General features: G+C 54.0%; 16 protein-coding genes. 11 read left to right on the top strand and 5 right to left on the bottom strand.

What is annotated here, in order from left to right; translation table 11 throughout:
* The first annotated feature begins 137 nt into the window (after positions 1-137).
* From ACTJIK_RS07515 to ACTJIK_RS07550, 8 genes are all read left to right on the top strand, one after another.
* Positions 138-2,930: a TonB-dependent receptor gene (locus ACTJIK_RS07515; protein WP_440645745.1), complete on the top strand. Its 2,793-nt coding sequence runs from the start codon at positions 138-140 to the stop codon at positions 2,928-2,930.
* 18 nt (positions 2,931-2,948) lie between these two features.
* A complete protein-coding gene (locus ACTJIK_RS07520) occupies positions 2,949-3,971 on the top strand; it encodes a phytase (protein WP_440645746.1) in 1,023 nt (340 codons plus the stop codon).
* Positions 3,972-4,353: 382 nt separating this feature from the next.
* Positions 4,354-7,419, top strand: coding sequence for a SusC/RagA family TonB-linked outer membrane protein (locus ACTJIK_RS07525; protein ID WP_440645747.1), 3,066 nt, complete (start codon positions 4,354-4,356; stop codon positions 7,417-7,419).
* Between the two features lie 10 nt (positions 7,420-7,429).
* A complete protein-coding gene (locus tag ACTJIK_RS07530; protein ID WP_440645748.1) occupies positions 7,430-8,932 on the top strand; it encodes a RagB/SusD family nutrient uptake outer membrane protein in 1,503 nt (500 codons plus the stop codon).
* A 46-nt stretch (positions 8,933-8,978) separates the two neighbouring features.
* Positions 8,979-10,283: a glucoamylase family protein gene (locus ACTJIK_RS07535; protein ID WP_440645749.1), complete on the top strand. Its 1,305-nt coding sequence runs from the start codon at positions 8,979-8,981 to the stop codon at positions 10,281-10,283.
* A gap of 365 nt (positions 10,284-10,648) precedes the next feature.
* Positions 10,649-13,192 carry a glycoside hydrolase family 95 protein gene (locus tag ACTJIK_RS07540; RefSeq protein ID WP_440645750.1) on the top strand — a complete coding sequence of 848 codons (2,544 nt, stop codon included), beginning with the start codon at positions 10,649-10,651 and terminating at the stop codon, positions 13,190-13,192.
* Positions 13,189-15,033, top strand: a complete 1,845-nt coding sequence (locus tag ACTJIK_RS07545; protein WP_440645751.1) for an alpha-L-fucosidase — start codon at positions 13,189-13,191, stop codon at positions 15,031-15,033. The genes ACTJIK_RS07540 and ACTJIK_RS07545 overlap by 4 nt, the downstream gene beginning before the upstream one ends.
* Positions 15,034-15,062: 29 nt before the next feature.
* Entirely contained in the window at positions 15,063-16,235 is a 1,173-nt protein-coding gene (locus ACTJIK_RS07550) for an alginate lyase family protein (RefSeq protein ID WP_440645752.1), read from the top strand.
* Between the two features lie 308 nt (positions 16,236-16,543).
* On the opposite strand, the gene ACTJIK_RS07555 is transcribed toward ACTJIK_RS07550, so the two are convergent.
* Both ACTJIK_RS07555 and ACTJIK_RS07560 read right to left on the bottom strand, forming a co-directional pair.
* Positions 16,544-16,708: a hypothetical protein gene (locus tag ACTJIK_RS07555; protein ID WP_440645753.1), complete on the bottom strand. Its 165-nt coding sequence runs from the start codon at positions 16,706-16,708 to the stop codon at positions 16,544-16,546.
* A gap of 27 nt (positions 16,709-16,735) precedes the next feature.
* Positions 16,736-17,581 carry an arsenite methyltransferase gene (locus ACTJIK_RS07560; RefSeq protein ID WP_440645754.1) on the bottom strand — a complete coding sequence of 282 codons (846 nt, stop codon included), beginning with the start codon at positions 17,579-17,581 and terminating at the stop codon, positions 16,736-16,738.
* A 40-nt stretch (positions 17,582-17,621) separates the two neighbouring features.
* Between ACTJIK_RS07560 and ACTJIK_RS07565 the strand changes: the two genes are divergently transcribed.
* A complete protein-coding gene (locus ACTJIK_RS07565; RefSeq protein ID WP_440645755.1) occupies positions 17,622-17,855 on the top strand; it encodes a hypothetical protein in 234 nt (77 codons plus the stop codon).
* Between the two features lie 10 nt (positions 17,856-17,865).
* On the opposite strand, the gene ACTJIK_RS07570 is transcribed toward ACTJIK_RS07565, so the two are convergent.
* Together ACTJIK_RS07570 and ACTJIK_RS07575 are read right to left on the bottom strand one after the other, a co-directional pair.
* Positions 17,866-18,597 carry a tetratricopeptide repeat protein gene (locus ACTJIK_RS07570; RefSeq protein WP_440645756.1) on the bottom strand — a complete coding sequence of 244 codons (732 nt, stop codon included), beginning with the start codon at positions 18,595-18,597 and terminating at the stop codon, positions 17,866-17,868.
* Entirely contained in the window at positions 18,594-19,175 is a 582-nt protein-coding gene (locus ACTJIK_RS07575; RefSeq protein WP_440645757.1) for an RNA polymerase sigma factor, read from the bottom strand. Before ACTJIK_RS07575 ends, ACTJIK_RS07570 begins: the two co-directional genes overlap by 4 nt.
* A 207-nt stretch (positions 19,176-19,382) precedes the next feature.
* Here ACTJIK_RS07575 and ACTJIK_RS07580 point away from each other — a divergent pair, with 207 nt between their 5' ends.
* Both ACTJIK_RS07580 and ACTJIK_RS07585 read left to right on the top strand, forming a co-directional pair.
* Positions 19,383-21,398 (top strand): PKD domain-containing protein, encoded by a 2,016-nt coding sequence (locus tag ACTJIK_RS07580; protein WP_440645758.1) that lies wholly within the window; start codon positions 19,383-19,385, stop codon positions 21,396-21,398.
* A gap of 74 nt (positions 21,399-21,472) precedes the next feature.
* Positions 21,473-24,190: a CHAT domain-containing protein gene (locus ACTJIK_RS07585; RefSeq protein WP_440645759.1), complete on the top strand. Its 2,718-nt coding sequence runs from the start codon at positions 21,473-21,475 to the stop codon at positions 24,188-24,190.
* Here the strand turns inward: ACTJIK_RS07585 and ACTJIK_RS07590 are convergent.
* Positions 24,095-24,628: a MarR family winged helix-turn-helix transcriptional regulator gene (locus ACTJIK_RS07590; RefSeq protein WP_440645760.1), complete on the bottom strand. Its 534-nt coding sequence runs from the start codon at positions 24,626-24,628 to the stop codon at positions 24,095-24,097. The genes ACTJIK_RS07585 and ACTJIK_RS07590 overlap by 96 nt on opposite strands.
* Positions 24,629-24,753 lie beyond the last annotated feature (125 nt).

Raw genomic sequence — 24,753 nt, forward strand, 5'->3', positions numbered from 1 at the left:
CGGCACTATCCAAACCAAAAAAAGATACCATGAAACCGAGCGTGATAAATTTTAACGCACAGGGCAATGAACCGCGAGGTTCCATCCGGCTATTAAAATGCGGAGCATTTGTACGGGTTAAAAGAATGCTGTCTGTAATGATCCTCTGCTGCATCAGCATGCTGGGCTTTGCCCAGGGAACCGGGCTGGTGACCGGTCATATTATGGATAAAAAACAACGCCTGTCCCTTCCCGGCGCCACGTTGAAGCTTAGTCCCGGCAACCACTATACCGTCAGCGACCAGCAGGGCAAATTCGAGTTCCTGAACGTGCCTGCCGGGCAATATATCCTGGAAGTGAGCTACATCGGGTATGAAAAAGCTTCCCAGCCCGTGACCGTTGCTTCCGGCAAAAACGAACAGGTGACCCTGGGCCTGGAAGCAGGCGGTATTGCAGGCAAAGAGGTGCTGATCGTGGGCGACCGCCTGCGCGGCCAGGCCAAAGCCCTCAACCAGCAGAAGAACAATCCCAATGTGACCAATGTGGTAAGCGCAGACCAGATCGGCCGTTTCCCCGACGGAAACATCGGCGACGCCATCAAACGCATTCCCGGCGTGACCATGCAGAACGACCAGGGCGAAGCGCGCAACATCATCATCCGCGGGCTGGCGCCGCAGCTCAATTCTGTGACCCTCAACGGCGACCGCATCCCTTCAGCCGAAGGCGATAACCGCAACGTGCAGATGGACCTGATCCCTTCGGACATGGTGCAGACCATTGAACTGAACAAGACCCTCACACCCGATATGGATGCGGACGCCATCGGCGGCTCCGTGAACCTGGTGACCCGCGCCGCGCCTAACGGGCCCCGCGTATCCGCCACGCTTTCCACCGGCTACAATCCCATCCGTGAGAAGCCTATCTACAACGGCGCCCTCGTGCTGGGCAACCGCTTCTTTTCCAGCAAGCTGGGAGCCGTGCTGAGCGCTTCCTACAACAACAACGATTACGGCTCGGATAACATTGAACCCGTTTGGGCGAAAGACGATTTCGGGAACGTATATATTGAAGAACTCGGCATCCGCCAGTATTTCGTACAACGCATCCGCAGGAGCATTTCCGGCGCGCTGGATTACCGATTCAATGCCAACAACGTTCTTTACCTGAACGCCATGTATAACTGGAGAGACGATCGTGAGAACCGCTATGTGCAAGGATTTGAAGATATCGAGCCCGAATACGACGCCAACGATAACATTACCGGTTACACAGGCAGCCTGAGCAAAGAGAACAAAGGCGGCATCGGCGGAAGCAGGGGGAAGAACCGCAGGCTGGAAACACAGCGCGTGCAGAACTACTCCCTCCGCGGCGACCACCTGCTGAGCAGCAAGCTGGACCTGAACTGGAGCGCCACTTACTCCGCCGCCAGCGAAAAAGCAGATCGTGAAAGGTATATCGCATACGAATATGAGGACGTTCCCCTCACCCTGAACCTGGCCGATCCCCGCCGCCCGCTCGTAACCGCGCCCGGCGTGACCGATGGCGATTATGAGTTCAACTCCGTAACAGAAAACAACGACTTCACCCGCGAAAGCGAGCTGGGCCTGAAAGTGAACCTGCGCTTCCCGCTCAGCGTGATCCCCCAGCAGAAAGGCCGCATGCGTATTGGCGCCAGGCTGAGGCTGAAAGACAAAAAACGGGACAATAACTTCTTCGAATACGAGCCCATCGGCGAATTCGAAACGCTGGACAAAATGCCGACCGTGTCCTGGAACGGGAAGAACTTCCAGCCGGGCAGTCAATATGTGCCCGGAACCTTCATTGCGCCTGATTTCCTCGGCGGCCTGGACCTGAACAATCCTGCATTGTTCAACAAAGAAGCCGACCCGTCTGAATACCTTGCAGAGAATTACAAAGCAAGAGAAACCATCACCGCGGGCTACATCCGCTGGGACCAGGACATTACCTCCAAACTTTCCTTTATTGCAGGCCTGCGTTTGGAGAACACCAGCACCAGGTATGAAGGCAATGTGGTGGAAGACGAAGAAGAGCTGGCCGGCCAGCGCAGCGTGAAGAACAGCTACCTGAACGTGTTGCCTGGTCTTACATTCAAGTTCAATGCCACCGAGAACCTCGTGCTCCGCGCCGCGGTGACCACCTCCATTGCACGGCCTAACTACTACGACATTGCGCCGTACGTGAGCAGCGTGGTGGACGATGAAGAGCTGAGCGCAGGCAATCCCGCCCTGAAATCCGCCTACGCCGTTAACTACGACATCATGGCCGAGCAGTATTTCAAATCCGTGGGGATCCTTTCCGGCGGCGTGTTCTACAAGAATATCAAAGACTTCATTTATACCTACAGCGACCAGCAGTACAGCACCGCCAAGTTCGCCGCCGATTATCCCACCCTCGGCAATCCCATTCCCGATGGCGACACCTGGGCGTACAAACAGGCCCGCAACGGCAACAAAGTAAAAGTTTACGGCTTTGAAGTGGCCCTGCAACGCCAGCTGGACTTCCTGCCCGGTTTTGCCAAAGGCTTCGGCATTTACCTGAACTACACCTACACAAAATCTGAAGCAGACGGCGTATACAACGGCGACGGCGAAAAACGCACCGGCGTAACATTGCCTGGCACCGCGCCGCATATGTTCAACGCTTCGCTTTCCTACGAGAACAAACGCTTCACCGCCCGCATTTCCGGCAACTATGCCGCATCTTACCTCGATGAGCTGGGCGGTTCCGATTTTGAGGACCGTTTTTACGACCGGCAGTTTTTTCTGGACGCCAATGTTTCCGTGAAGCTGACGCAGCAATTGCGCGTATTCGGCGAGGCGAACAACCTCACCAACCAGCCGCTGCGTTATTACCAGGGCATCGTGGAAAGAACGATGCAGGAAGAGTTCTACCGTCCCCGGTACAACTTCGGTTTTAAATTCGATCTGTAATTTGCATAAATCAGCATAATGACGAGACTAACATTGATATATACAAGCCTGGCGCTGGCACTGGTTGCGTGCAACGATCATGCGCCCGTTGCGGAAAATGCGCTGAAACCGGCCGCAGTGACCGATCCTGTGGAACATGATACCGACGATCCCGCCATCTGGATCAACCGGAAAGATACGCTTCAAAGCCTGATCATCGGCACGGACAAAGACTCGCAGGGCGCGCTCTACGCTTTTGACCTCAACGGCAGGATCGTACGCAAATCAGAGGGGTTAAAGCGCCCTAATAACGTGGACATTGCATATGACGTACCTGTGAATGGCCGCCTGGTGGACGTTGCGGTGCTTACCGAAAGAGAGACCCGAAAGATCAGGATCTTCAGCCTGCCGGACCTCAACCCGCTGGACAATGGCGGCATCCCCGTATTCGCGGGCGAGCAGCAGGCCGATCCCATGGGGCTGGCGATGTACACCCGGCCTTCGGACTCCGCCGTGTTCGTGATCGTAGGCAGGAAAGAAGGTCCCGCCGAAGGCTACCTCTGGCAATACCGCCTGCTGAACGACGGCCGTGGCAACCTGAAAGCTGAAGTAGTGCGCAAATTCGGGCGGTACAGCGGTAAAAAAGAAGTGGAAGCCATCGCGGTGGACAACCAGCTGGGCTTCGTGTATTATTCAGACGAAACCGCGGGCGTGCGCAAATACTTCGCAGACCCGGATAAAAAAGATGACCGCGAGCTTGATTTTTTTGCACAGCAGGGCTTTGCGTCCGATCACGAAGGGATTTCCGTGTATCCGGTTACAGACAGCACCGGTTACCTGCTGGTATCCAACCAGCAGGCCAATACGTTCATGATCTTCAAAAGAGAAGGCGCGAATGCTTTTGTGGCCGAAGTGCCCGTTTCCACTATCGAAAGCGATGGTTCAGATATTACGCCCGTTACTTTCGGCGGCAAATATCCCGGCGGGCTGTTTGTAGCGATGAGCAACGGCAGGGTGTTCCACTACTATTCATGGAAAGATATTGAAGGCCGGATGAAGTGATTGCCTGGTAATAATATTTTTTAAAGGAATGCCGGTTCATTTTTTTGAGCCGGCATTCCTGTTTTTATCGATTACAAAAGACATTTCTATACCCATTTTGCAGATTTGAAACGACACTTTTGTTGTTTTCAGGAATTCCGGGTGACATCGCAGCGCCTTCATTTTAACATTGTTTTAACACTTATTGCAGTGGCATGACATATACCGGAGTGTTAATTGCGGTGTAACATCTAAATCGCTGACAAAATCGAATCCTTGCCCGTTTTCTTCAAACAGATTGAACATTAGAATCCCCGTGCTTGTAATTCTTGAATAACCTGGGCCTGTCTTGTTTTTCCCTAACCCTCCAATCACCCATATTGATGAGCTTAAACACGTTATTATGAAATCAGGCTTACTATTGTATTCCATTTTCTTATGGCTATTCCTGCAACCCCTTGCCACGCTTGCCCGTGGCTCAGGCGCTTTTATGCAGGCCATTGCCGTAAAAGGTACCGTGCGCGGCAGCGACGGTACGCCTATCCCCGGCGTTACCATCCAGGTAAAAGGCACTACCACCGGCACCGTATCACAGCCGGACGGCACTTATTCCATCAACGTACCCGATGCCAACGCTACACTACAGTTCTCCTACATCGGCTATACGCAGCAGGAAATCCCGCTCTCGGGCCGCACCACGCTGGATGTGGTGATGAGCTCCTCCGCTTCCGAGCTGGAGCAGGTGGTGGTGATCGGTTACGGCACACGTCGCAAGAGAGACGTTACCGGCGCCGTGGGCAGCGTACGGGGTGAAGAAATTGCCAAACAACCCGTAAACACCGCCACCCAGGGCGTGCAGGGCAAACTGGCCGGCGTGCAGATCATCAGCTCGGGGCAGCCGGGCTCCCAGCCCCAGGTTCGTGTACGCGGTACGGGTAGTATGCTGGCGGGCGCTGAACCGCTGTACGTGGTAGACGGTATTCTCACCAACGACATCCGCAACATAAACACCGCGGACATCGTGAGCATGGACGTGCTCAAAGACGCTTCCGCCTCGGCCATCTACGGCGTGCGCGCGGCCAACGGCGTGATCATCATCACCACCAAACGCGGCCAGGCCGGTAAGATGGAAGTGAGCTACAATATGAACATCGGCTGGCGCCAGGCGGCTAACGTGGTAAAAATGGCCAACAGGCAGCAATATATCGATTATCTCGCAGTGGCAGGCCCGCAGGTGACCATCCCGGACTTCGGGGCAGACTCGGACTGGTACGATGCTGTATTGCGCAAAGGCCTCCAGCAGGTGCACAATATTTCACTTTCCGGCGGCAGCGAAAAGTTCCTGTATTACTTCAACGCCGGCTACCTGACGGATGAAGGTATTGTGAAAGACAACCGCTACGACCGCTTCACGATCCGCTCCAACAATGAATGGAACATCGTGGAAGACAAGCTGAAATTCGTGGCCCAGCTGTCGTACATGCACAATAAGACCGACATCGTACAGCTGGACGACGTTTACAACAACACCTACCGCGCCGCCCCCGTGATCCCCATTACGCGCAACGGTAAATATGGCAATACATCCGCTTTCCAGAACGTCGGCAATCCCATCCTGACGCTCGATAAAACGTTCGATGAAGCGAACGAGAACCGTTTGCAGGGAACCTCTTACCTAGAATATTCCCCCTGGAAATGGCTCCGCCTCCGCTCCAGCATAGGTGTGAACCAGGGATTCCAGAACCGGCGGACATTCCAGGACAAATACCTCAACGACGAAAATACGTTCCTCGTAGCGGGTGGCAACCAGCAAAGGCCGGAAAGCCAGCTTACCATGGTGAAGGAAGAAGGTACCGAATGGCTCTGGGAAAATACGGCGACTTACCAGCAACGTTTCGATAAACACGACCTCACCGTGCTGGCCGGCTACACCGCGCAAAAATATTCCGGGAATTACCTTCAGGGCCTCCGCCGGAATGTGCCCAACAGTCCTGATCTCTGGTACCTCATTGCCGGTGATCCGAACACTTCCACCAACACGGCTGATGGCGATAAATACGCCCGCACTTCCATCCTGGCGAGGGTGAATTACAGCTACGACGACAAGTACCTGTTTTCCGCTTCTTTCCGTAACGACGCCTCGTCGCGCTTCCCTTCAGATAACCGTAACGGTTATTTCCCCGCATTTGGCCTTGGATGGGTGATCTCGCAGGAAGAATTCATGAAGAACCAGGAGCTGTTCAACTTCCTGAAACTGCGCGGCAGCTGGGGGCGCATCGGTAACGACAATATCGCTTCCAATCTTTACATACTCACTGCCAACTCGGGCCTGCTGTACTTTTTCAATGGCGTGCCCACGCTGGGCACTAACCTGTCCGACATCAAAGACCGGAACCTGAAATGGGAAACCACCCAGGAATACGACTTCGGGCTGGAATTCAGCATGGTGAACAGCAAGCTGACCGGTGAAGTGAACTACTATAACAAAGAGACCCGCGACGCGCTGGTGACCGTGAGGATCCCCGGCCTGCTCGGCGACCCGGACAACGAGTATACCACCAATGCAGGCTCTTTCGTGAACAGGGGCTGGGAGTTTACGCTGGGATGGAAAGACAAGATATCCGATGATTTCGATTACACGATCGGCGGCAACCTCACGCTCAACGACAACGAAGTGACCGGCCTTAACCAGGGCCAGCCGCTGTTCCGCGGCGGGGTAGGCCAGCAGGGCAATATTACCAAAACGGACAACGGCCAGCCCATCGGCAGCTTCTTTGTGCTGGATGCAGACGGCGTGTTCCAGAACCAGGGGGAAATAGACGCCTATGTGGATAAAGATGGCGATAAGATACAGCCCAACGCAGCGCCCGGCGACCTGCGTTACCGCGACGTGAACGGCGACGGCGTGATCAACCTGGACGACCGGGTATACGCCGGCAGCTACCAGCCTAAATTCTACTACGGCATCAACGCAGGGCTCAATTATAAGAATATCGACTTCAGTGTAGACTTTTACGGCAACGCGGGGAATAAAATCTACAACGGTAAAAAAGCCTTCCGGTATGATGTGACAGACAACATAGAAGCCAGCTATGCGGACAAACGCTGGCGGGCAGACCGTCCATCCACAACAGACCCGAGAACATTGCCCGGCGGCATTCCCGCATCGGATTATTTTATAGAGTCCGGTAATTTCTTCAGGCTGAACAATCTCACGGTCGGTTACACATTGCCGAAGGCGCTGCTGGAGCGTATAAAGTTCCAGCGGCTGAGGATATACCTTACTTCGCAGAACCTTTTCACCGTGAAAAAATTCACCGGCTTCTCACCCGAGCTGGTAGCGGGCCAGGCAAGGAGGGACGGCTTCCTGTCCCTGCAGAACAGCACCAGCCCGCTGGACGCGGGTATAGAGCTGAACCCGTACCCGACCACCAAAACTTTCGCGATAGGACTGAACGTAACATTTTAAATGCAGCAACATGAAAAAGACGATCTATATACCCCTGTTTATGATAACACTGCTGTTCGTATATGCGGGCTGCGGGAAAGGTTTCCTGGATATTCCTCCCCAGGGCAGGGTGACCGAAGAAGAGATACGCACCAATCCCACTGCGGCGATCGACCTTGCCAACGGCGTGTACAACGTGATGTGGCTGGGCGGTTTCGGACCCGATGTGCATGGCCTTCAATTTATCAACATCACCAGCATTGTGAGCGACGACGCGGATAAGGGCAGCACGCCACAGGATTATGGTCCTTCGCTTGAAATTGACAATTTTACGTACGGTCCTTCCAACCCTATCGTGGCCAATTTCTGGACCGGATATTACCAGGCTATCGCGCGCGCCAACCAGGCGCTGGACAAGTTGCCGCTGAGCCCGCTGGACGATGCGGACAAGAACAGGCTGATCGGCGAAGTGCGTTTCCTGCGCGCCTATTTTTATTTCAACCTGGTGCGTACCTATGGCGGCGTGCCGAAGCTCGACCGGGTGCCCACGCCGGAAGAAGCCAATTCAGACGCGTTCCAGACGCGGGCTTCAGCGGCGGATATTTATGCGCTCATCATCGAAGACCTGCAATTTGCCGTGGCTAACCTTCCGTTGAAAGGCGCAACGCCTGTAGGCCGCGTTACCAAAGGCGCCGCGCAGATGCTGCTGGGGAAAGTGTATATGTACCAGAAGAACTGGCAGCAGAGTTTTAACCTGAGCCAGGAAGTGATCAACTCCGGCCTGTACGATACTCTTTCCAATTATGCGAACATCTGGCGCACGGTTGGGGCCAATTCCATTGAATCTATTTTTGAAGTACAAACAGGTACCAATGCTGCCTGCAACTCCGCCATCGAGCTGTATGCCAACAGCCAGGGCATCCGCGCCAGGAGAGGCTGGTCCGATTTCGGGTTCGGTTTCAACAACCCCTCCGCGAATCTGGCTGCCGCTTACGAGCCCGGCGACAAACGGAGGGCCGCGACCATCATCACCATCCAGCCGAACGGCACCGTGCTGTGGGACGGCTTCCGGGTGCCCAGCCGCGATTCCGTGGAAAATGACCGGTATAACTACAAAGCATACCACAGCCGCACACAGGAACCCTACTGCGGTAGTCCTGACCGTACGCCCAAGAACCTGCGTGTGCTGCGTTACGGTGAATTATTACTGCAATACGCCGAAGCTGCCAACGAGCTGGGCAATACCGGCGAAGCATTGGCCAAGCTGAACATTGTGCGCAGGCGTGCCGGGTTGTCGCCGGCCGTTTCTGGCGGGCAGGCCGATCTGCGGCAGAAAATATGGAGAGAAAGAAGGGTGGAACTGGCCATGGAGCACGACCGTTTCTGGGACCTGGTGCGCACGGGCCGCGCAGGCGTGGTGATGCGCGCAAGCGGGAAAAATTTCGTGGACAACAAGAACGAATTGTTCCCCATCCCGCAGGACCAGATACTGCTGAGCAACAACCGCCTCACGCAAAACCCGGGATACAACTGATCGCGGGATGGAAGGAAAACTGTAATTTGAATCAACAAACCGTTATATGATACGAAGCCTGATCTGCGTTATTTGCTGTACCATATTGATGCTGCCCGCAACGGCGCAGAAGAAGAAACGGATCCCCCGGCCACAGCTGGGGGACTCTGCTTTGCTCACGCTCGTGCAGCAACGCACTTTCGATTATTTCTGGAAATTCGCCCATCCCGTTTCCGGCCTTGCGCCCGAGCGCACCACCACGCCCGAAGTAGTGACCGTTGGCGGTTCCGGTTTTGGCGTGATGGCGATACTCGTGGGCATCGAAAGAAAATTCATTACGAGAGAGCAGGGGCTGGAGCGGTTGCTGAAGATCGTGAACTTCATGTACAAAGCAGATCACTACCACGGCGTGTGGCCGCACTGGTTAGACGGCGCTACCGGCAAAACAGTCCCGTTCAGCCGGAGAGACGACGGTGGCGACCTGGTGGAATCTGCTTTTATGTGGCAGGGCCTGCTGTGCGTGCGGCAATACTTCACCGGCAACACGCCAAAGGAGCAGGAACTGCGCAACAAAATAACCTGGATGTGGGGGGAAACCGAATGGAACTGGTATACACAGGGCGGGCAGGATGTGCTGTACTGGCACTGGAGCCCCAACAGCGGATGGGCCATGAACCACCAGATACGCGGCTGGAATGAATGCCTTATCGCATATGTGCTGGCTGCCTCTTCACCCAACTATCCCATTTCGCCGAAAGTTTATCACAACGGCTGGGCGGTGAGCACTTTCTTTTCCACCAACCGCGAATATTACGGCATTAAATTGCCATTGGGCTTTCCATACGGCGGCCCGCTCTTCTTCGCACATTATTCCTTCCTCGGCCTGGACCCGCGCGGGTTGAAAGACCAGTATGCCGATTACTGGGAACAGAATAAAAATCACACGCTCATCAACCGCCAGTACTGCATAGAGAACCCAAAAAAGTTCAAAGGCTATAGTGCGGACTGCTGGGGGCTTACCGCCAGCGATAACCATGAGTTCTACAATGCGCATTCGCCTACCAACGACCTTGGCGTGATCACACCCACCGCCGCCTTATCATCGTTTCCCTATACGCCGGAGTATTCCATGCAGGCGCTGAAATATTTTTATAACAACGTAGGGGACAGGCTTTGGGGTGAATATGGTTTTTATGATGCCTTCAACGAGACCGTCAATTGGTTTGACTATCAATATCTGGCTATCGACCAGGGGCCGATCGTGGTGATGATAGAGAACTACCGCAGCGGGCTGCTGTGGAGGCTTTTCATGAGCTGCCCCGAAATAAAAACAGGCTTGCAGCGCCTGGGTTTCAGCAGTCCCGCGATATAATTGCTTTAGCACGGGTTAATTCTATACCAGCAATAGTTAAAATAATGCTTTATAATTTGCAACCGATTGCATAATTTCGGTATTATATTCAGGGCGTGTTTCAGGATATCAGCAACCAGATTAATGCAAACGTTTGCTGAATACAACAGGACCGGACTTAATTCTCTAATTATTATATGCCTGGACGCACAGGCACCGCGTTATGAAGATCAGTCATTACTTTTCATTACACAATTCATGCTTTGCTGCCATTCACGGGCGGCGCGATACATCATCGCGCTGCCTGTGAACAGCAACGTCATGGGATGTTTGATCACGCCGGCGCTACAGTTATCGTCAATGCCAATTGCTAAACTACAGGAAGGATGAAAGGATTGATCGCAGGGATCATATTGTTTATTGTACAGTTCCACGCGCAGGCTCAACAGGGAGATCCCTTGCTGAAGCTCTGGTACCGCCAGCCGGCCGCTAACTGGAACGAAGCGCTCCCGGTGGGGAACGGCCGCATCGGCGCCATGATATTCGGTTCCGTTGCGGAAGAAAAGCTCCAGCTGAATGAAGCGTTCCTCTGGAGCGGCAGCCCGTCCGACGGCAACAATCCCGGCGCGCGCACCACGCTGCCCTTCGTAAGAGAGGCCTTGTGGAAAGGAGAATATATGAAAGCGGATTCGCTGAGCAGGCTCATGCTGGGCCCTTACAGCGCACGTTACCTGACGCTGGGCAACTTACTGATAAAGAACGACGCGCCGGTGAGCGAAGTACAGGGGTACGAACGTTCGCTGGATCTTAATAATGCCGTGGCTACCGTGAAATATTCTTCCGGCGGCGTGGAATATACAAGGGAAATGTTCGTGAGCTACCCGGCGCAACTGCTGGTGATACGCTGGCGGAGCAGCAAACCCGGTGCGCTGAATTTCCGGGCATTGTTCGACAATCCCATGCCGGTAGAGCTGTCGAAGAAGAACGACAAACACATCGTGCTCAATGGCCAATGTCCGAGCTATGTGCCCCACAGGCCGTACGAAAAAAGAACCTTCGAATACGACCCAAAGAACGGGATCAGGTACGAAGTGCATTTGCAGGCCCGCCTGAAAGGCGGCAGCAGCAAAGTTGATGAAAAAGGCCTCAGCATAAAAGGCGCCACGGAAGCGGTACTTCTACTGTCTATCGGCACCAGCTACAACGGTCCCTTCAACAACCCGGTAAGCGCAGGGAAGGACCCCGCGGCACAGGCGCTGAAACCTTTGGCACAGGCGGGTTCTATGAGTTACGATAACCTGCTGAAAGCCCACAGGACAGATTATTCGGCCCTCTTCGCCCGCGTGAAGCTGGACCTTGGAAAAGACACATCGGCCCTGAAACCGACAGACACAAGGCTGAAAGAATATACCCGCGCGGGCGGCCACCGCGATCCGCAGCTCACCACGCTGCTGTACCAGTACGGCCGGTACCTGATGATCGCCGGCTCCCGCAAAGGCGGCCCGGCTATGAACCTGCAGGGGCTCTGGAACGACAAGATGCAGCCGCCATGGGGCTCCAACTATACGGTGAACATCAATACGCAGATGAACTACTGGCCCGTTGAAACAGCCAATCTCAGCGAATGCGCCGGCCCTTTGTTCGATTTTATTGCACAGCTGGCGAAGAACGGGGCAAAAACAGCGCAGGTGAACTACGGCATGAAAGGATGGGCCGTGCATCACAACACGGATATCTGGGCCATCACTTCACCCAGCGGCGGCTTCGACTGGAGAGACCCGAAAGGGGACCCGCGCTGGGGCATCTGGCCGATGGCGGGTGCCTGGTTCTGCCGGCATCTCTGGGAACACTATACATATACCGGGAACGAAAAGTTCCTTGCCGATACCGCTTATCCGCTCATGAAAGGTGCTGCGGAATTTATGATGGACTGGATGGTGAAAGATCCGGATGGAAAATGGGTGACCAATCCTTCCACTTCGCCGGAAAATAATTTCCTGGTGAACGGCGAACGGAAAGGTTCTGTAAGCATCGCTTCCACCATGGACCTCTCCATCATCCACGACCTGCTGAACCGTACTATACTGGCCGCGGAAACACTGGGGAAAGACGCCGACCTGGTGAAGCAGATGAAGTTTGTGCTCAGGAACATGTATCCCTTCCAGGCGGGCCGGCTGGGCCAGTTGCAGGAATGGTACAAAGACTGGGATGACCCGAAAGACAAACACCGCCACCTGAGCCATTTGTACGGGGTATACCCGGGCAACGCCATCACCCCGCGCCGCCAGCCCGAGCTGGCAGCGGCCGCCAAACAAAGCCTGCTGTTGAGAGGCGACGGCGGAACCGGGTGGAGCAAAGCATGGAAGATCAACTGGTGGTCGAGGCTGGAAGACGGCGATCACGCCTACACGATGCTGAACAAACAGCTCTTCCTGGCAACGATCGATTCCATCAGCGTGGGCGACAGCAGCGGAGGTTCATACGCCAACCTGTTCGATGCGCACCCGCCCTTCCAGATAGATGGCAACTTTGGCGTGGTGTCCGGCATCACGGAAATGTTCGTGCAAAGCCACGACGGCGTGATACACCTCCTGCCCGCATTGCCTTCAGCCTGGCCAAATGGCAGCGTAAAAGGATTGAAGATCAAAGGCGGCATGGAAGTGGACATCAGCTGGAAGAACGGCAAGCTGGAAAAAGCCCTGATCCGTTCCAAAGTGAACCAGGGTTCCCAAACGATCCGTACGGCGCAGCAAGTGAGCATCAGCCAGGCGAATAATACAAAAGCACAACGGAAAGAAATAAAAGACTACGGATTCCCGGTGAACAAAGTGATCAGCGACGGCGGCAAGCTGCCTTCCCTTGACCTGGAACCGGTAATGGATCAAACGGTTGTGATATCCGCAGGCACTGTAACGATCAGCGCGAAATGAATAAAAGAACCGTCATAACATTAGCCGCGGCCCTATCTGGCATATCTATACAGGCATCCGCGCAGTTTAAAGGAGACGACGATGGCATCCTCATGCAGCAGGCCGCCAGGCGCGACAGCATAGCTATTGCGGAAGCGACAGGCGGCTGGTGGACGGCTTCGATGAAGGATCATGATGCGCGTATTGCCTGGTGGCGGGAGGCAACGTTCGGCTGTTTTATTCACTGGGGCGTGTATTCCGTGCCCGGCGGCGAATGGAAAGGGAAGAAAGTGGGCGGTTATGCGGAACATCTGATGCGTAAAGAAAAGATACCGAGAAGCGAATATGCACAGCAGCTGATCAGCACTTTTAATCCCGTGGACTTCAACGCGGATGAATGGGTGAAGCTGGTAAAGGACGCCGGCATGAAGTATCTCATCATCACCGCCAAACATCACGACGGCGTGGCGATGTATCCTTCAGCCATCGGCGATTATACGATCGGTCACTCGGCGTTCAAAAGGGACCCGATGAAGGAGCTTTCGGCGGCCTGCAAAAAATACGGCATCCGTTTCGGGTTTTATTATTCCCATGCGTTCGACTGGGAACATCCTGATGCACCGGGCAACGACTGGGATTACCAGAACCCCGGCGGGGATAAGAATCTCTACGGCGGCACTGCCTGGTACGATCACCACCCGGAGCTGCTGCCCAAAGCGGTGAAGTATGTGGATGAAAAATCCATCCCGCAGATCAAAGAACTGCTGGTAAAGTATAAGCCGGACATCATCTGGTTCGATACGCCGCACAAGCTGCCGCTGTCTGAGAACATCCGCATCCTGAAAGCCATCCGCGAAACGGATCCCGATGTGGTGGTGAACGGAAGGCTGGCAAGAAGTCCGGCTGTTTCCTTCGGCGATTACAAGAACACTGCTGACAGGCCTGCGGAATTTTATCCCGTGGAAGGCGACTGGGAAGCCATCCCGACAACAAATGAATCGTACGGGTATTCCCGTTACGATAACAGCCACAAACCCGCCGCGTTCTTCATCCGGCTGATCGCCAAGGCAACCGCCAGGGGCGGCAACCTGCTGATGAACATCGGCCCGATGGGCAACGGCGTGATCGATCCGAGAGATACGGTCATATTGCACCGGATCGGGGAATGGCTGGGAACAAACGGCCAGAGCGTGTACGGAACGGAAGCATCGCCTTTGCCGTTGCAGCACTGGGGCGAAGTGACGAGGAAAGGGAATAAGCTCTTCCTGCACGTGTTCAATTGGCCCGCCAACGGGCAGCTGGTGCTGGGCGGCTTGCAGGGAAATATTAAAAATGCATCGCTGCTGGCCAATGGTAAAAAGCTGGGCTACAAAAAGAAAAACACCAGCGACTGGATATTCAACGTACCCACCAAAGCGCCGGATACTGTAAATACCGTGATCGTGGCGGAAGTGGAAGGCGCCATCAAAGGGGATGAAGCGAGATTGCTGGCCTCAAAGGAAAAAAATATCCTCCGGGCCTTCGACGCCACGCTGCATGGTAAAGGTCTTGGCTACGGCGACGGCAAAGCAGGAAAGGATTTTGTGCAGAACTGGAAGAAGCAGGACCAGTGGCTCAGCTGGAAGATCAGGCTGAACGAGCCGGCTGTATTGAAGTTGCAGCTGAGGTATGTAAAAGAGGATGCAGTGAAGGGCAACACCTTTCTGCTCAGGGCAGGCGATCAGAAAATTGAAGGGAAGCTGGGCGAAAATGAAACAGGCATTTTGCGATTGCCCGCCGGTACTTATGACCTGGAGCTGAAACCGGGCAATATAAATGGTGAACTGATGAAATTGCAGGAAGTGATATTGACAGGAAACTGAACAGGTATCAACAAACCGAACCGAACGAAATGAGAAAATATGTATTCATAGCGATCTGCATCCTGCTTGCCAATGTGGTGCAGGCCAATGGCGACGAATGGCTGAAACAGGCCGTGGTAGCCAGGAAGGCGGATATTATAGCCAAAGCGCAATGGGCCATGCAGCAGCAGCCGGTAACGGTTGCCGCAGCCAGCAGTCCCCGCAGCGCAGGCGGCATTCATGATTTTTATTCCGAAGGCGATTACTGGTGGCCCAACCCGGCCAGTCCGGACAGCCCGTACATTCAAAAGGACGGCCAAACCAACCCGGACAACTTTGTGGCGCACCGCCAGGCCATGGTACGGTTCAGCAGGGTAGTAGGCGCACTGGCAGCCGCTTACGTAGCCGAAGGCAAAAAAGAATACCTGGAGCATGCGCGCAGGCACATCCTCGCCTGGTTCGTTGACGCCAATACCCGCATGAACCCGAACCTGCAATATGCCCAGGCTATCAAAGGAAGAGCGACCGGCCGTGGCATCGGTATCATAGACACTGTTCATTTCATTGAAATAGCGCAGGCCTTGCGCATCATGGAAAAAGCAGGCGTGCTTCGCAATGCGGACCTTGCCGCTGTGAAAAGCTGGTTCGCCGCTTATCTCCGCTGGATGACAGAACATCCTTACGGGAAAGATGAAATGAATGCAAAAAATAACCATGGCACCTGCTGGGTGATGCAGGTAGCGGCTTTCTCCGCTTTCCTGAAAGACAGGCAATGGACGGACTTCTGCATCCGCCGCTACAAAGAAGTGCTGCTGCCCAGCCAGATGGCGGAAGACGGCAGCTTTCCGCAGGAACTGAGAAGAACAAAACCTTACGGTTATGCCCTGTTCAACCTCGATGCCATGGCCACTGTTTGCCAGATACTGAGCACGCCGGAGAACGATCTCTGGAAATACACTGCAGATGCGGGAAAAACGATCGGCAAAGGTATCGCTTACATGTATCCCTATGTGGAAGACAAAAGCAAATGGCCTTTTGCAAAAGATGTGATGTACTGGGATGAATGGCCTGTTGCGCACCCGTTCCTGCTGTTCGGCGCGGCGGCTTATAACAATAAAAACTATTTCAGGTTGTGGGAAAAACTGGAGCACGACCCCCAGGTGGAAGAAGTGCTGCGCAACCTGCCGGTGAGAAACCCGGAAATATGGATGGTTAAACTCTGAGTTCAATAAAAAAAAGATATCATAAACGTACTAAAGAGTACTGTAGACGTGGAATATGATAACGCCGGTCTCGTCTGAGCCGGCATCTTTTTTTCTAAAAACGAAGGAAGGCCGAGGCCTTCCTCCTGTTCAAACTAAATCCCTTTTCTCAGGCTTTCTGCGTAAGCGTCAGGCAGAATGCTTTCCTCCACTGCTTTTGCGGCTTTTTTCCACATCGTATTCGAACCGTACGAATTCAGTCTCGATATTGATTTCCGTGATGGTGAGCAAAACGTAACAGCCTTTTGGGTCGCAGTCTTTGGGCTTGCCTACGGCATCGGGCTTCCGGCTGTCGAGGCTTTGAAAGAAGGCTTCCAGCGCTGGAAGATTTGCGTGAATGTCTGCATCGCGGCAAAGATCCAGAGGGTAAGGTACCGGTCTATAAAACTAAGGTGCTTCCGGCCGGAGGCAGGGTTGCAATTGTTTGCAGTCATACTTTTGATTGAATGGATATTCCTGGTTTATTTGCAACAGTCAGTTCCGCAGCAGGCTGCTTTTTCAGCCGGCTTTTCCGCATACACGGTAATGCTGTAAATACCGGTGCTGCCATGTTTGAACGCTTCCAGCTCCTGCGCGTCCAGGTATTTTTCCAGGATATCGTCCGGGACCGTGATCTTTTTTTCTTTCTGTACGGTGATGTTCTCAAACCCCGTTTGCCCGATAAAACCAAGGTAAGCGTTTTTCTGAATGGCCCCGGATACGCAGCCGGCGTACATTTCAGCTGCTTCGTGGATATTGGCGGGAAGTTCGCCTTCCAGTACGATATCAGAAATACTGAAGTGGCCGCCGGGTTTCAGCACGCGGTATATTTCTTTTATTACGGCTTCTTTGTCCGGTACGAGGTTCAGCACGCAATTACTGACGATCACATCTGCCACGTTCGCGGATACAGGCATTTTTTCGATGTCGCCCTGCCTGAACTCCACGTTGTGATACCCGAGCTTTTCGGCATTGGCGCGGGCTTTTTCGATCATGGCCGGCGTGAAGTCTATGCCGATCACTTTACCCGTTTCGCCGGTCATGGCACGAGCGATGAAGCAGTCGTTGCCGGCGCCGGAACCGAGGTCTATCACCACGTCGCCTTGGCTGATCTTTGCAAATTGCGTGGGAAGGCCACATCCGAGGCCGAGGTCCGCATCCGGGTTATAGCCTTCCATGCCGGTATAGTCGTCTGTCATGATGTTATACACTTCGGTGGAGCAGCCACCCGCGCCGCAGCAGGATGCGGCGTTCTCTTCCTTGCTTTGCAGGGCGATCTCGCTGTATTTCAGTTTTACGATCTCTTTGAGCTGGGCTTGTGTTGCCATGTTGTTGTTATTTATTGTTACATTGCAATATTGCGATAAGTTGAAGCAAAAAAAATCAGCAGCAGGAATTGTTGTTATAAGCTACGAAGAACGTGTCGAAGGCGGCTTTGTACTGTTTCCAGACCTTGGGGCCTATGCAGTAGCAAACACTGGTTCCTTCTATGGTTCCCTGGATGAGGCCGGCGTTTTTCAGTTCTTTGTATTCTGTTTGTCGCTGAATATTTCTGATTTTGTTAGTTTCATATCTATCGCAATATTACGATTGATTGTTTGAATGGGCAAATTTATTTTCCCAGCTTCTCCATCAACTCCCTCGCCTTCGCATAATTCTCCGCGTCTTCCGGTATCTTCCCCAGCCATTCCCTGCATTTCTCTTCATTTTTTTCCTTGAGGTAACTCAGCGCAACATAAAATGCGCCTTCGTATTTGAATACGGATTCGCCGTTGTAAATGGATTCAAGATCGGCCCGGGCCTGTGCAGTTTGTTTGTTTTCCAGGTACGAAAGACCGCGGTAATACCGGGCATAGGCATTATCAGGCTGCTGCTGCAATACTTTGTCCAGCGTAACGATCGCTTTCTCATAATGATGATGATTGAACTGGTGCGCGGCTTCCGCCAGCAGCGTATCCGCATGGGTGCCGCGCTCTGCGGGAGAAACCATTTCCCTGACGCCGTATTGCTGGTAGAGGTCCTCATCCCAGGGGCCGAGAAACAGGATGAGCGCTACGGCGGCCGCCAGCGAGGCGATCGCGATCAGCGACTTGTTGAAACGCACTACTTTGGGGGCTTGTTTCGTAATGACGGGGCGCAGCTGGTGCAGCGTTTTTTTCAGCCCGTCGCGCTGCGCATCCGGCGCCAGCGAATGGCGGAGCGTTTCTTCCACGTCGCGCCAGGTCTGGAGTGTATGCAGCAGCTCAGGCTCCTTTTCGAGACGGCTCTCAAAGGCGGTCCTGGTGTCCGGGTCCATATCGCCGGCCAGGTAGCGTTCTATTAATTCGTGATCCTGTTCGTTCATGTCAGTCCCCATTTTGAAAGGTTTTCTTTAATGGCGCTGATCAAAGCGGCCATGCATTCCGATTTCTTTTTCCGGAGATAGCCGTAGGTAACGCCCAGTTTGGCAGCGATCTCTTCCTGCGGTTTGTCCGTCATAGACCAGCGGATGATCTCCTGGCAGCGTTCGCCCATCTTTTCGAGCATGGCTTTAAAGAGGCGCGCTTTTTCGTTATCCGCCCAAGTTTTTTCGGCATCCCGGAAGCTGTCTTCTCCCACATTAAATTGCTCATCCAGCTCTTTTGTTACCCCCTGCCGGCCTCTTTTCTTTAACTCGTTGAGCCATTTGCGCCTGCATACCATCAGCAGGAAAGGCTCGAACGGACAGGTAAGCACCAGTCCTTTGTAGCGGGCCTGGTTATAGATGTCCACGAGAGATTCCTGGAAGATGTCCGCCGCATCGTCTGCCGTGCCGCTGTTCTGCATTACATAATGCTTTACCCGCGGAGAAAAGCGCCGGTAGATCTCTTCCACCGCCTGCACGTCGTTGTGCAGCAGGGCGTGGATATAAGACTGGTCTGCATGAGGGGTTTGGGTGGACATATGTTTTAAAGATATTTAAAAATCCCGGGGTAACAAACGGCGCGGGTGGTTGATCTGTTGATGAACGCTCCTGACCTGTTAACGCCAGATACACGATAAAGGCCTCCCGTACCACGCGGGAGCGCCTTTTGTTGTTGGCGGAAAAACGGTATATTGACGGATCGTACCTGTCGGGCCGGGAGCAGCATTTACCCTAAATACCGCTATATGAATAAATTTATCAGCGCCGCCATTCTATTCCTCGTTATGGCCTTTCCACTGGCCGCACAGCAAAAAGCCGCGCCTGACACCATTCCTGCCGTTATTGAGATCGGGCTGGAAGGAAACAAAGCCAGCCTGAGCGCCAGCCTTCGCCCCCTGCGGCAGATAGCCGGCGCGCCGGAAGCATTCTATACGTATTTCTGGGAATTCGGCGACGGCACTTTTTCTTTTAGCCCCCAGCCTGTTCATCATTTCAAAGATACCGGCGACTATGAGATCCGGCTTTATGCGACGAATAATTACGACGACGGCAAAGCGCCTAAAAGCAAACCGCGCAAAATAAAAGTGAAGAAGACGATGTATGCCTCGGCAGATAATTCCCCGGGGTTTTTTCCCGGCCAGTCGGACTTCCTGGCAATGAAAGCCAACCGCATGCCGAAGCCCGGCGAGGAAATGGTGACCGTAGTGGGATACCGCCACCCGGGCGGTTCCGGAACAGTGAGCGGTTCGCTGCTTTTATTCTATAACGAAAAACAGTTTGCACAGAAGAACTTCGAAATGGCCGGTGCGCGTGCTTATCACGGCGAACGCAAATCTGTATTTGATTCGGTGCTGGCCTTTGCGCCTTCTGAAGACTTATACATCCCGCTGGCGGGCCCGTCTGCAAATGGAGCCTTTTTGCCTGCGGGAGAAAGAACAGCTGCCTGGCGCGCGGCGATGGCGGAGCGGAATGCGGCAGTAGCGGCTGTACTGGCAGAAAAGAAAAGCCTTTTCCGCGAGCAGCATGTATGGCGGGTGGAAAACCTGGGCGCCGGTGAAGAGAAATTTCTTTTCCTTTCGTTGGAAACCACGCCTGAGATGATTAAGGATACGAATGCGGTGGTAACGGTCAGCAGCCTGTTCATACCCGACGATCCGCTGATGCCGATGGGTCAGTATGATCTCGAAATGCAGATCGTGGCCTCGCACGATCCGAACCGCATGCAGCTGAAGAACCGGCGGATGAACTACCGCTTCGTCCGGAAATCGAAAGAGCTGAGCTATAAAGTGCAGTTCCAGAACACCGGGAAAGGCCCTGCCAGCAAAGTTTCCATCGGCGTGGCTGTGCCGGCGATGCTCAACGGGCAGACGCTGGAGATCACCGATTATTCGCCCAAATGCGTGATGTGCGACTCCGCTTACGAACGACAGAGCTGCCTGGATACTATTGTGCGCCAGGACAGTATCTTTTTTGTGTTCAACAATATTTATCTCAAAGGCGTAAGGCAGGAAGGCGTGGAAGACCAGGATTCCACGAAAGGGTTCATCAAATACCGCATCCGTTTCAGCGGGGAATTAAAAAAGCTGCCGTTCACCAGCCAGGCTTCTATTGTGTTCGACAAGAACGAACCGGTGATCACCAACCGCTCCAAAGGCCGCTGGATGCCTGGTATTTCGCCGGGCCTGATCATGGGTTACGGCATTGGTTCGGGTAAGAACAAGATGCCGTTCGGTCTGCCGGCGGGTTCGCTGGGTTTCAGCGTGTCTACCTACTCGCCGTACAGGCCCTATTTGCAGGCGGAAATATATCTTGGCCTCCAGCGGAAAAATGAAACGCTCACTTCTTTCTCCCGCGACCAGCGCGATACAACGATCGGTACCGGAAAATATATCGTGCAGGGGCGCGAGAATTTCGAAATAACCAGCAGAACGACGATGGATGTGGTGCCGCTGCATGTGCGGTACAACATCACTTCCTGGCTGGGCGTAGGCGCAGGCGCAATGGTGAGCGTAGTGGTGGGAGAAAAGAAACAGCAGAAAAAAGTGGTGACGGCAATGCCGCAGCCACCCATGGGCACCGTGGAAAAGTTTGAGCGGCTGGCAGGCACAGTGAATGAGCGTTTCACGGCCGCGGACGGCGCATTGTTTGCGGATATCAACCTGGGTATGGTTCGTGTGGGCCCCTCGCTGGGCGTGAGATTGCTGCAATACGTCAAAGATTCGCAGCAGTGTGTGTTCTTTTATGGAATATGGCGGTTTTGAAGTAGATCTTCCCGCTGGAAGGCAGTTCCCTGGCTGCATAAATTTCAACGCAGGTACATTATCTTTAGTACCGAATGGTCCGCCTGCGATATATCATCCTTTTCCTATGTTGCTTCCGCGCACCGGCGGGTATCTGCCAGGTTGCCGATACGCTGCGCCTTCCTGCTCAACTCGAACGCAAGGCGGTTGCGCTGCAAAATGAGAACAACCTCGCAGAATGGCTTTACCTGCAAATGGACTACGCAGCCGAAGCGCCCGCGGAAAGACTGGCGTTGCTCATGAACCTGCAACAGCGTGCATGGCGCGCGCCCCGCAACGAAGCCGAACATTCCGCCTGGCTGGATATGCTTACCTACCAGGGATATTACCAGATGTACACCGGCAATATCCTTCCTTCCATCGCTGCCTACGAAGCCGCTTATCGTTATTATAATGAACAAAAGATAACGGAAACGGATATACTGGAATATATCCTCAAACCGCTGGGCAATAACTACACGCGCCTTGGAGATTACGAACGGGCCGCGTTCATACAGGAACGCAGCCTGGAGATAGCCCGGCAGCAGAACGATGTGCAGCAGGCGGCATCTGTATACAGCAATCTCGCTGTTACCTCCCTGATGCAGGAACGTTTCGACCTTGCGCGTTCCTATGCTTTCGCCGGCCTCCGCCAGGCGCCGGCAAACAGCAGCGTAGCCGGACTGCTGCACTCTTCGCTTGCGGAGATCTATATCAGGAAGGAAATGCCGGACAGCGCTGCGATGCATGCGGCACTGGGCATGCGGATATTGCAGCGCCCCGGGATACTGCGAACGGAGAATGCTGGCTATTGGCTGGCCTCTGTGCTTCAGGCAGGCGGAGATGTCGCGATGCTGCGCAAACAATACAAGGAAGCAGGCGCCTGGTACGTCCGCTCGCTTGCGGCGCTGGACCGGTTCTATCCCGGTGCGCGCAACCGCGAAAAGGCCAGGGTGCTGGTAAAACAAGGGAAAGCGGCCTTGCTTTCCCGCGAGGCGAATGTGGCAACGGGCGCGCTGCCGTTCGACCGTGCGCTGCAATACCTGCTGCCCGGCCATACTACTGGCTGGCCTTCAAAGAACCGGCTCTATGGCGATTTCACGCTTGCCGACGCTATCGAAGGCCGCGCGGATGCACTGGCACAGGCCGGCCGCCTGGAAGAAGCGCTGGATGGATATTTGCTCATTTTTGATATTGAAGCTACCCTGCGAAGGGAATTCTTCAGCCGCGCAACACGTTTGCAGCACCAGCGGCAAAGCCATGCCCTGGCTGAAAAAGCCATGAATGCCGCGTATCTTTTATGGGAACAGGATGAACATGATGTATATGCCCTTGCTATGCTGCACATCATGGAAAAAAGCAAAGCGCAGGTGCTGCTGCAGGAGCAATTATTCAACATGCAGCAGGGGCGGCTTGGGATGAAAGATTCCCTGCTGGACCAACAGCAGCGGCTGCAGCAGGCACTTGCTTATTACGACCGCGAAGCGGCGTTGTCCGGGAAAAAGAACCCTGCCCGCGATGCACTGGCATACGATCTTTCGCAGCTCCAGGCCCGGATCAGGAAAAAATACCCTGATTATTTTGAAGCGCCCGCCGCAACAGCGCCTGAGCCCGGCAAAAAAATTCCCGCGGGGCTGACGGTGAAAAGTCTTTTTTCCGGCGACGACCACCTGTATGTAATGGATCTTACGCAGTCGGGCATTCAGGTCCGCCGGCTGAACGACGGGAGAGGCAAACAATTATTCCTGCAGCACTTCGTCACCAAATACTTCCACAACGGCCCGGCCGCCATGCAGAACGCTCCCGCGGATTATTACCGCGATGCATACCGCATCTACAGCTGGCTATGGAAAGATTCCATTGCTTCCCGCTACCTGCTGATCCCCGATGGCTGGTTCGGCTACCTTCCTTTCGATGCCCTGATCACAGACAGCACGTATAAACGAAATACCGCGCAGTGGCCCTTCCTTTTGAAACGTACCGTCACCAGCCTGGCCTATTCCCTCCAGACCTATATGCAGCAGTCACCGGCAGCAGGTAAGGGGCCGGAAAAGCTCAGGGGTTTCTTTATTTCAGCACAAGGCCTGCCCGCAGTGGAAGAAGAATACAAAGCGGTGAAACAGGCGGCCGGCGGGCTTTATTTTAAAGACGGCAACGCCACGCTCGCCGCTTTCAGGGAACAGCTGGGCAATGGCGGCATCCTGCACCTCAGCACGCATGCCTCGCTGGAAGGCGATCAGCAGCTGCCTGCCATCCAGCTGGCAGACGGGCCATTTTACCTGTTTGAATTATATGCGAGAAAATTCCGTCCCGGTCTTATCGTATTGAGCGCATGCAGAACCGGCCAGGGTATGATGGCGGAAGGCGAAGGCATCATCAGTCTTGCCCGCGAATTTACCGCTTCGGGCGCCACCGGCATTGTAGCCGGCCTGTGGAACCTGCACGATGCCACCGCGGCAAATCTCACCGGCGATTTTTACAGCCAGCTGCGTAACGCGGCAGACCCCGCCATGGCGCTTCATCACGCTAAAGAACAATGGCTGCTGAATGAAGAGGCCGGCCAGCAGCTGAAATTGCCGTATTATTGGGCGGCCATGACCTACATCGGCCACCCTCAAACGGTGCTGCCCGAAAAACCCGGAAGGAATAAAATGTGGTATGGATGGTTGGCAGGGGCCTTACTGGCCGGAGCTGCTATCTGGCTGGGCAGGCGGCGTTTTTTTCTCCACCCCGGCCGCCGCGGAGGGAAAGATCCCTTCCACCAGGCGGAATAGAATGTCCCGCAGCTGCTCCGCATCCTGTTCGCCGATAATGCTGGTATAGAACGCCTGTATCTCCTGCACGGCGCCCGAAACGTCGATCACCAGCTGCTTCCCTTTGTCGCTGAGGAAAATGACAGTGGCGCGGTTGTCCGTTTCATGTTTACGGGTATAGATAAAACCCATCGCCTCCAGGTTTTTTACCACCTTGCTCATCGCCTGCTTGGTAATGCGGGCCTTTTTGGCGAGTTCGTTGTTAATAGTGCCTTCCGGCGAAATATTCACCAGCAGCACCATGTCTCCTATCTTAAAGTCTTTATAACCAGTTTGTTGCAAATATTCAGTGATCCGGGCGTCAAAGTCCTTCTTCACGATGCTGAGCAGCTTCACCAGCAGCCGCGGCCTGCGGGCTACGATCTCTTCCAGTTTCTTATCTAATTCAGTTGTGGTCATAATTATACGCTGTTACAGTGTTGCCGAAAATAGCCCTTTTGTCACATAAAGTTAATAATTTTTATGAGATAGTCAACCTGTTTGTCTATTTGGTAAACTTGGTTTACTTTTGCGCCGTAAATACA

Origin of the sequence: Chitinophaga sp. 22620 (assembly GCF_052044405.1) — a bacterium.
In the GTDB taxonomy this organism is placed as follows: Bacteria; Bacteroidota; Bacteroidia; order Chitinophagales; family Chitinophagaceae; genus Chitinophaga.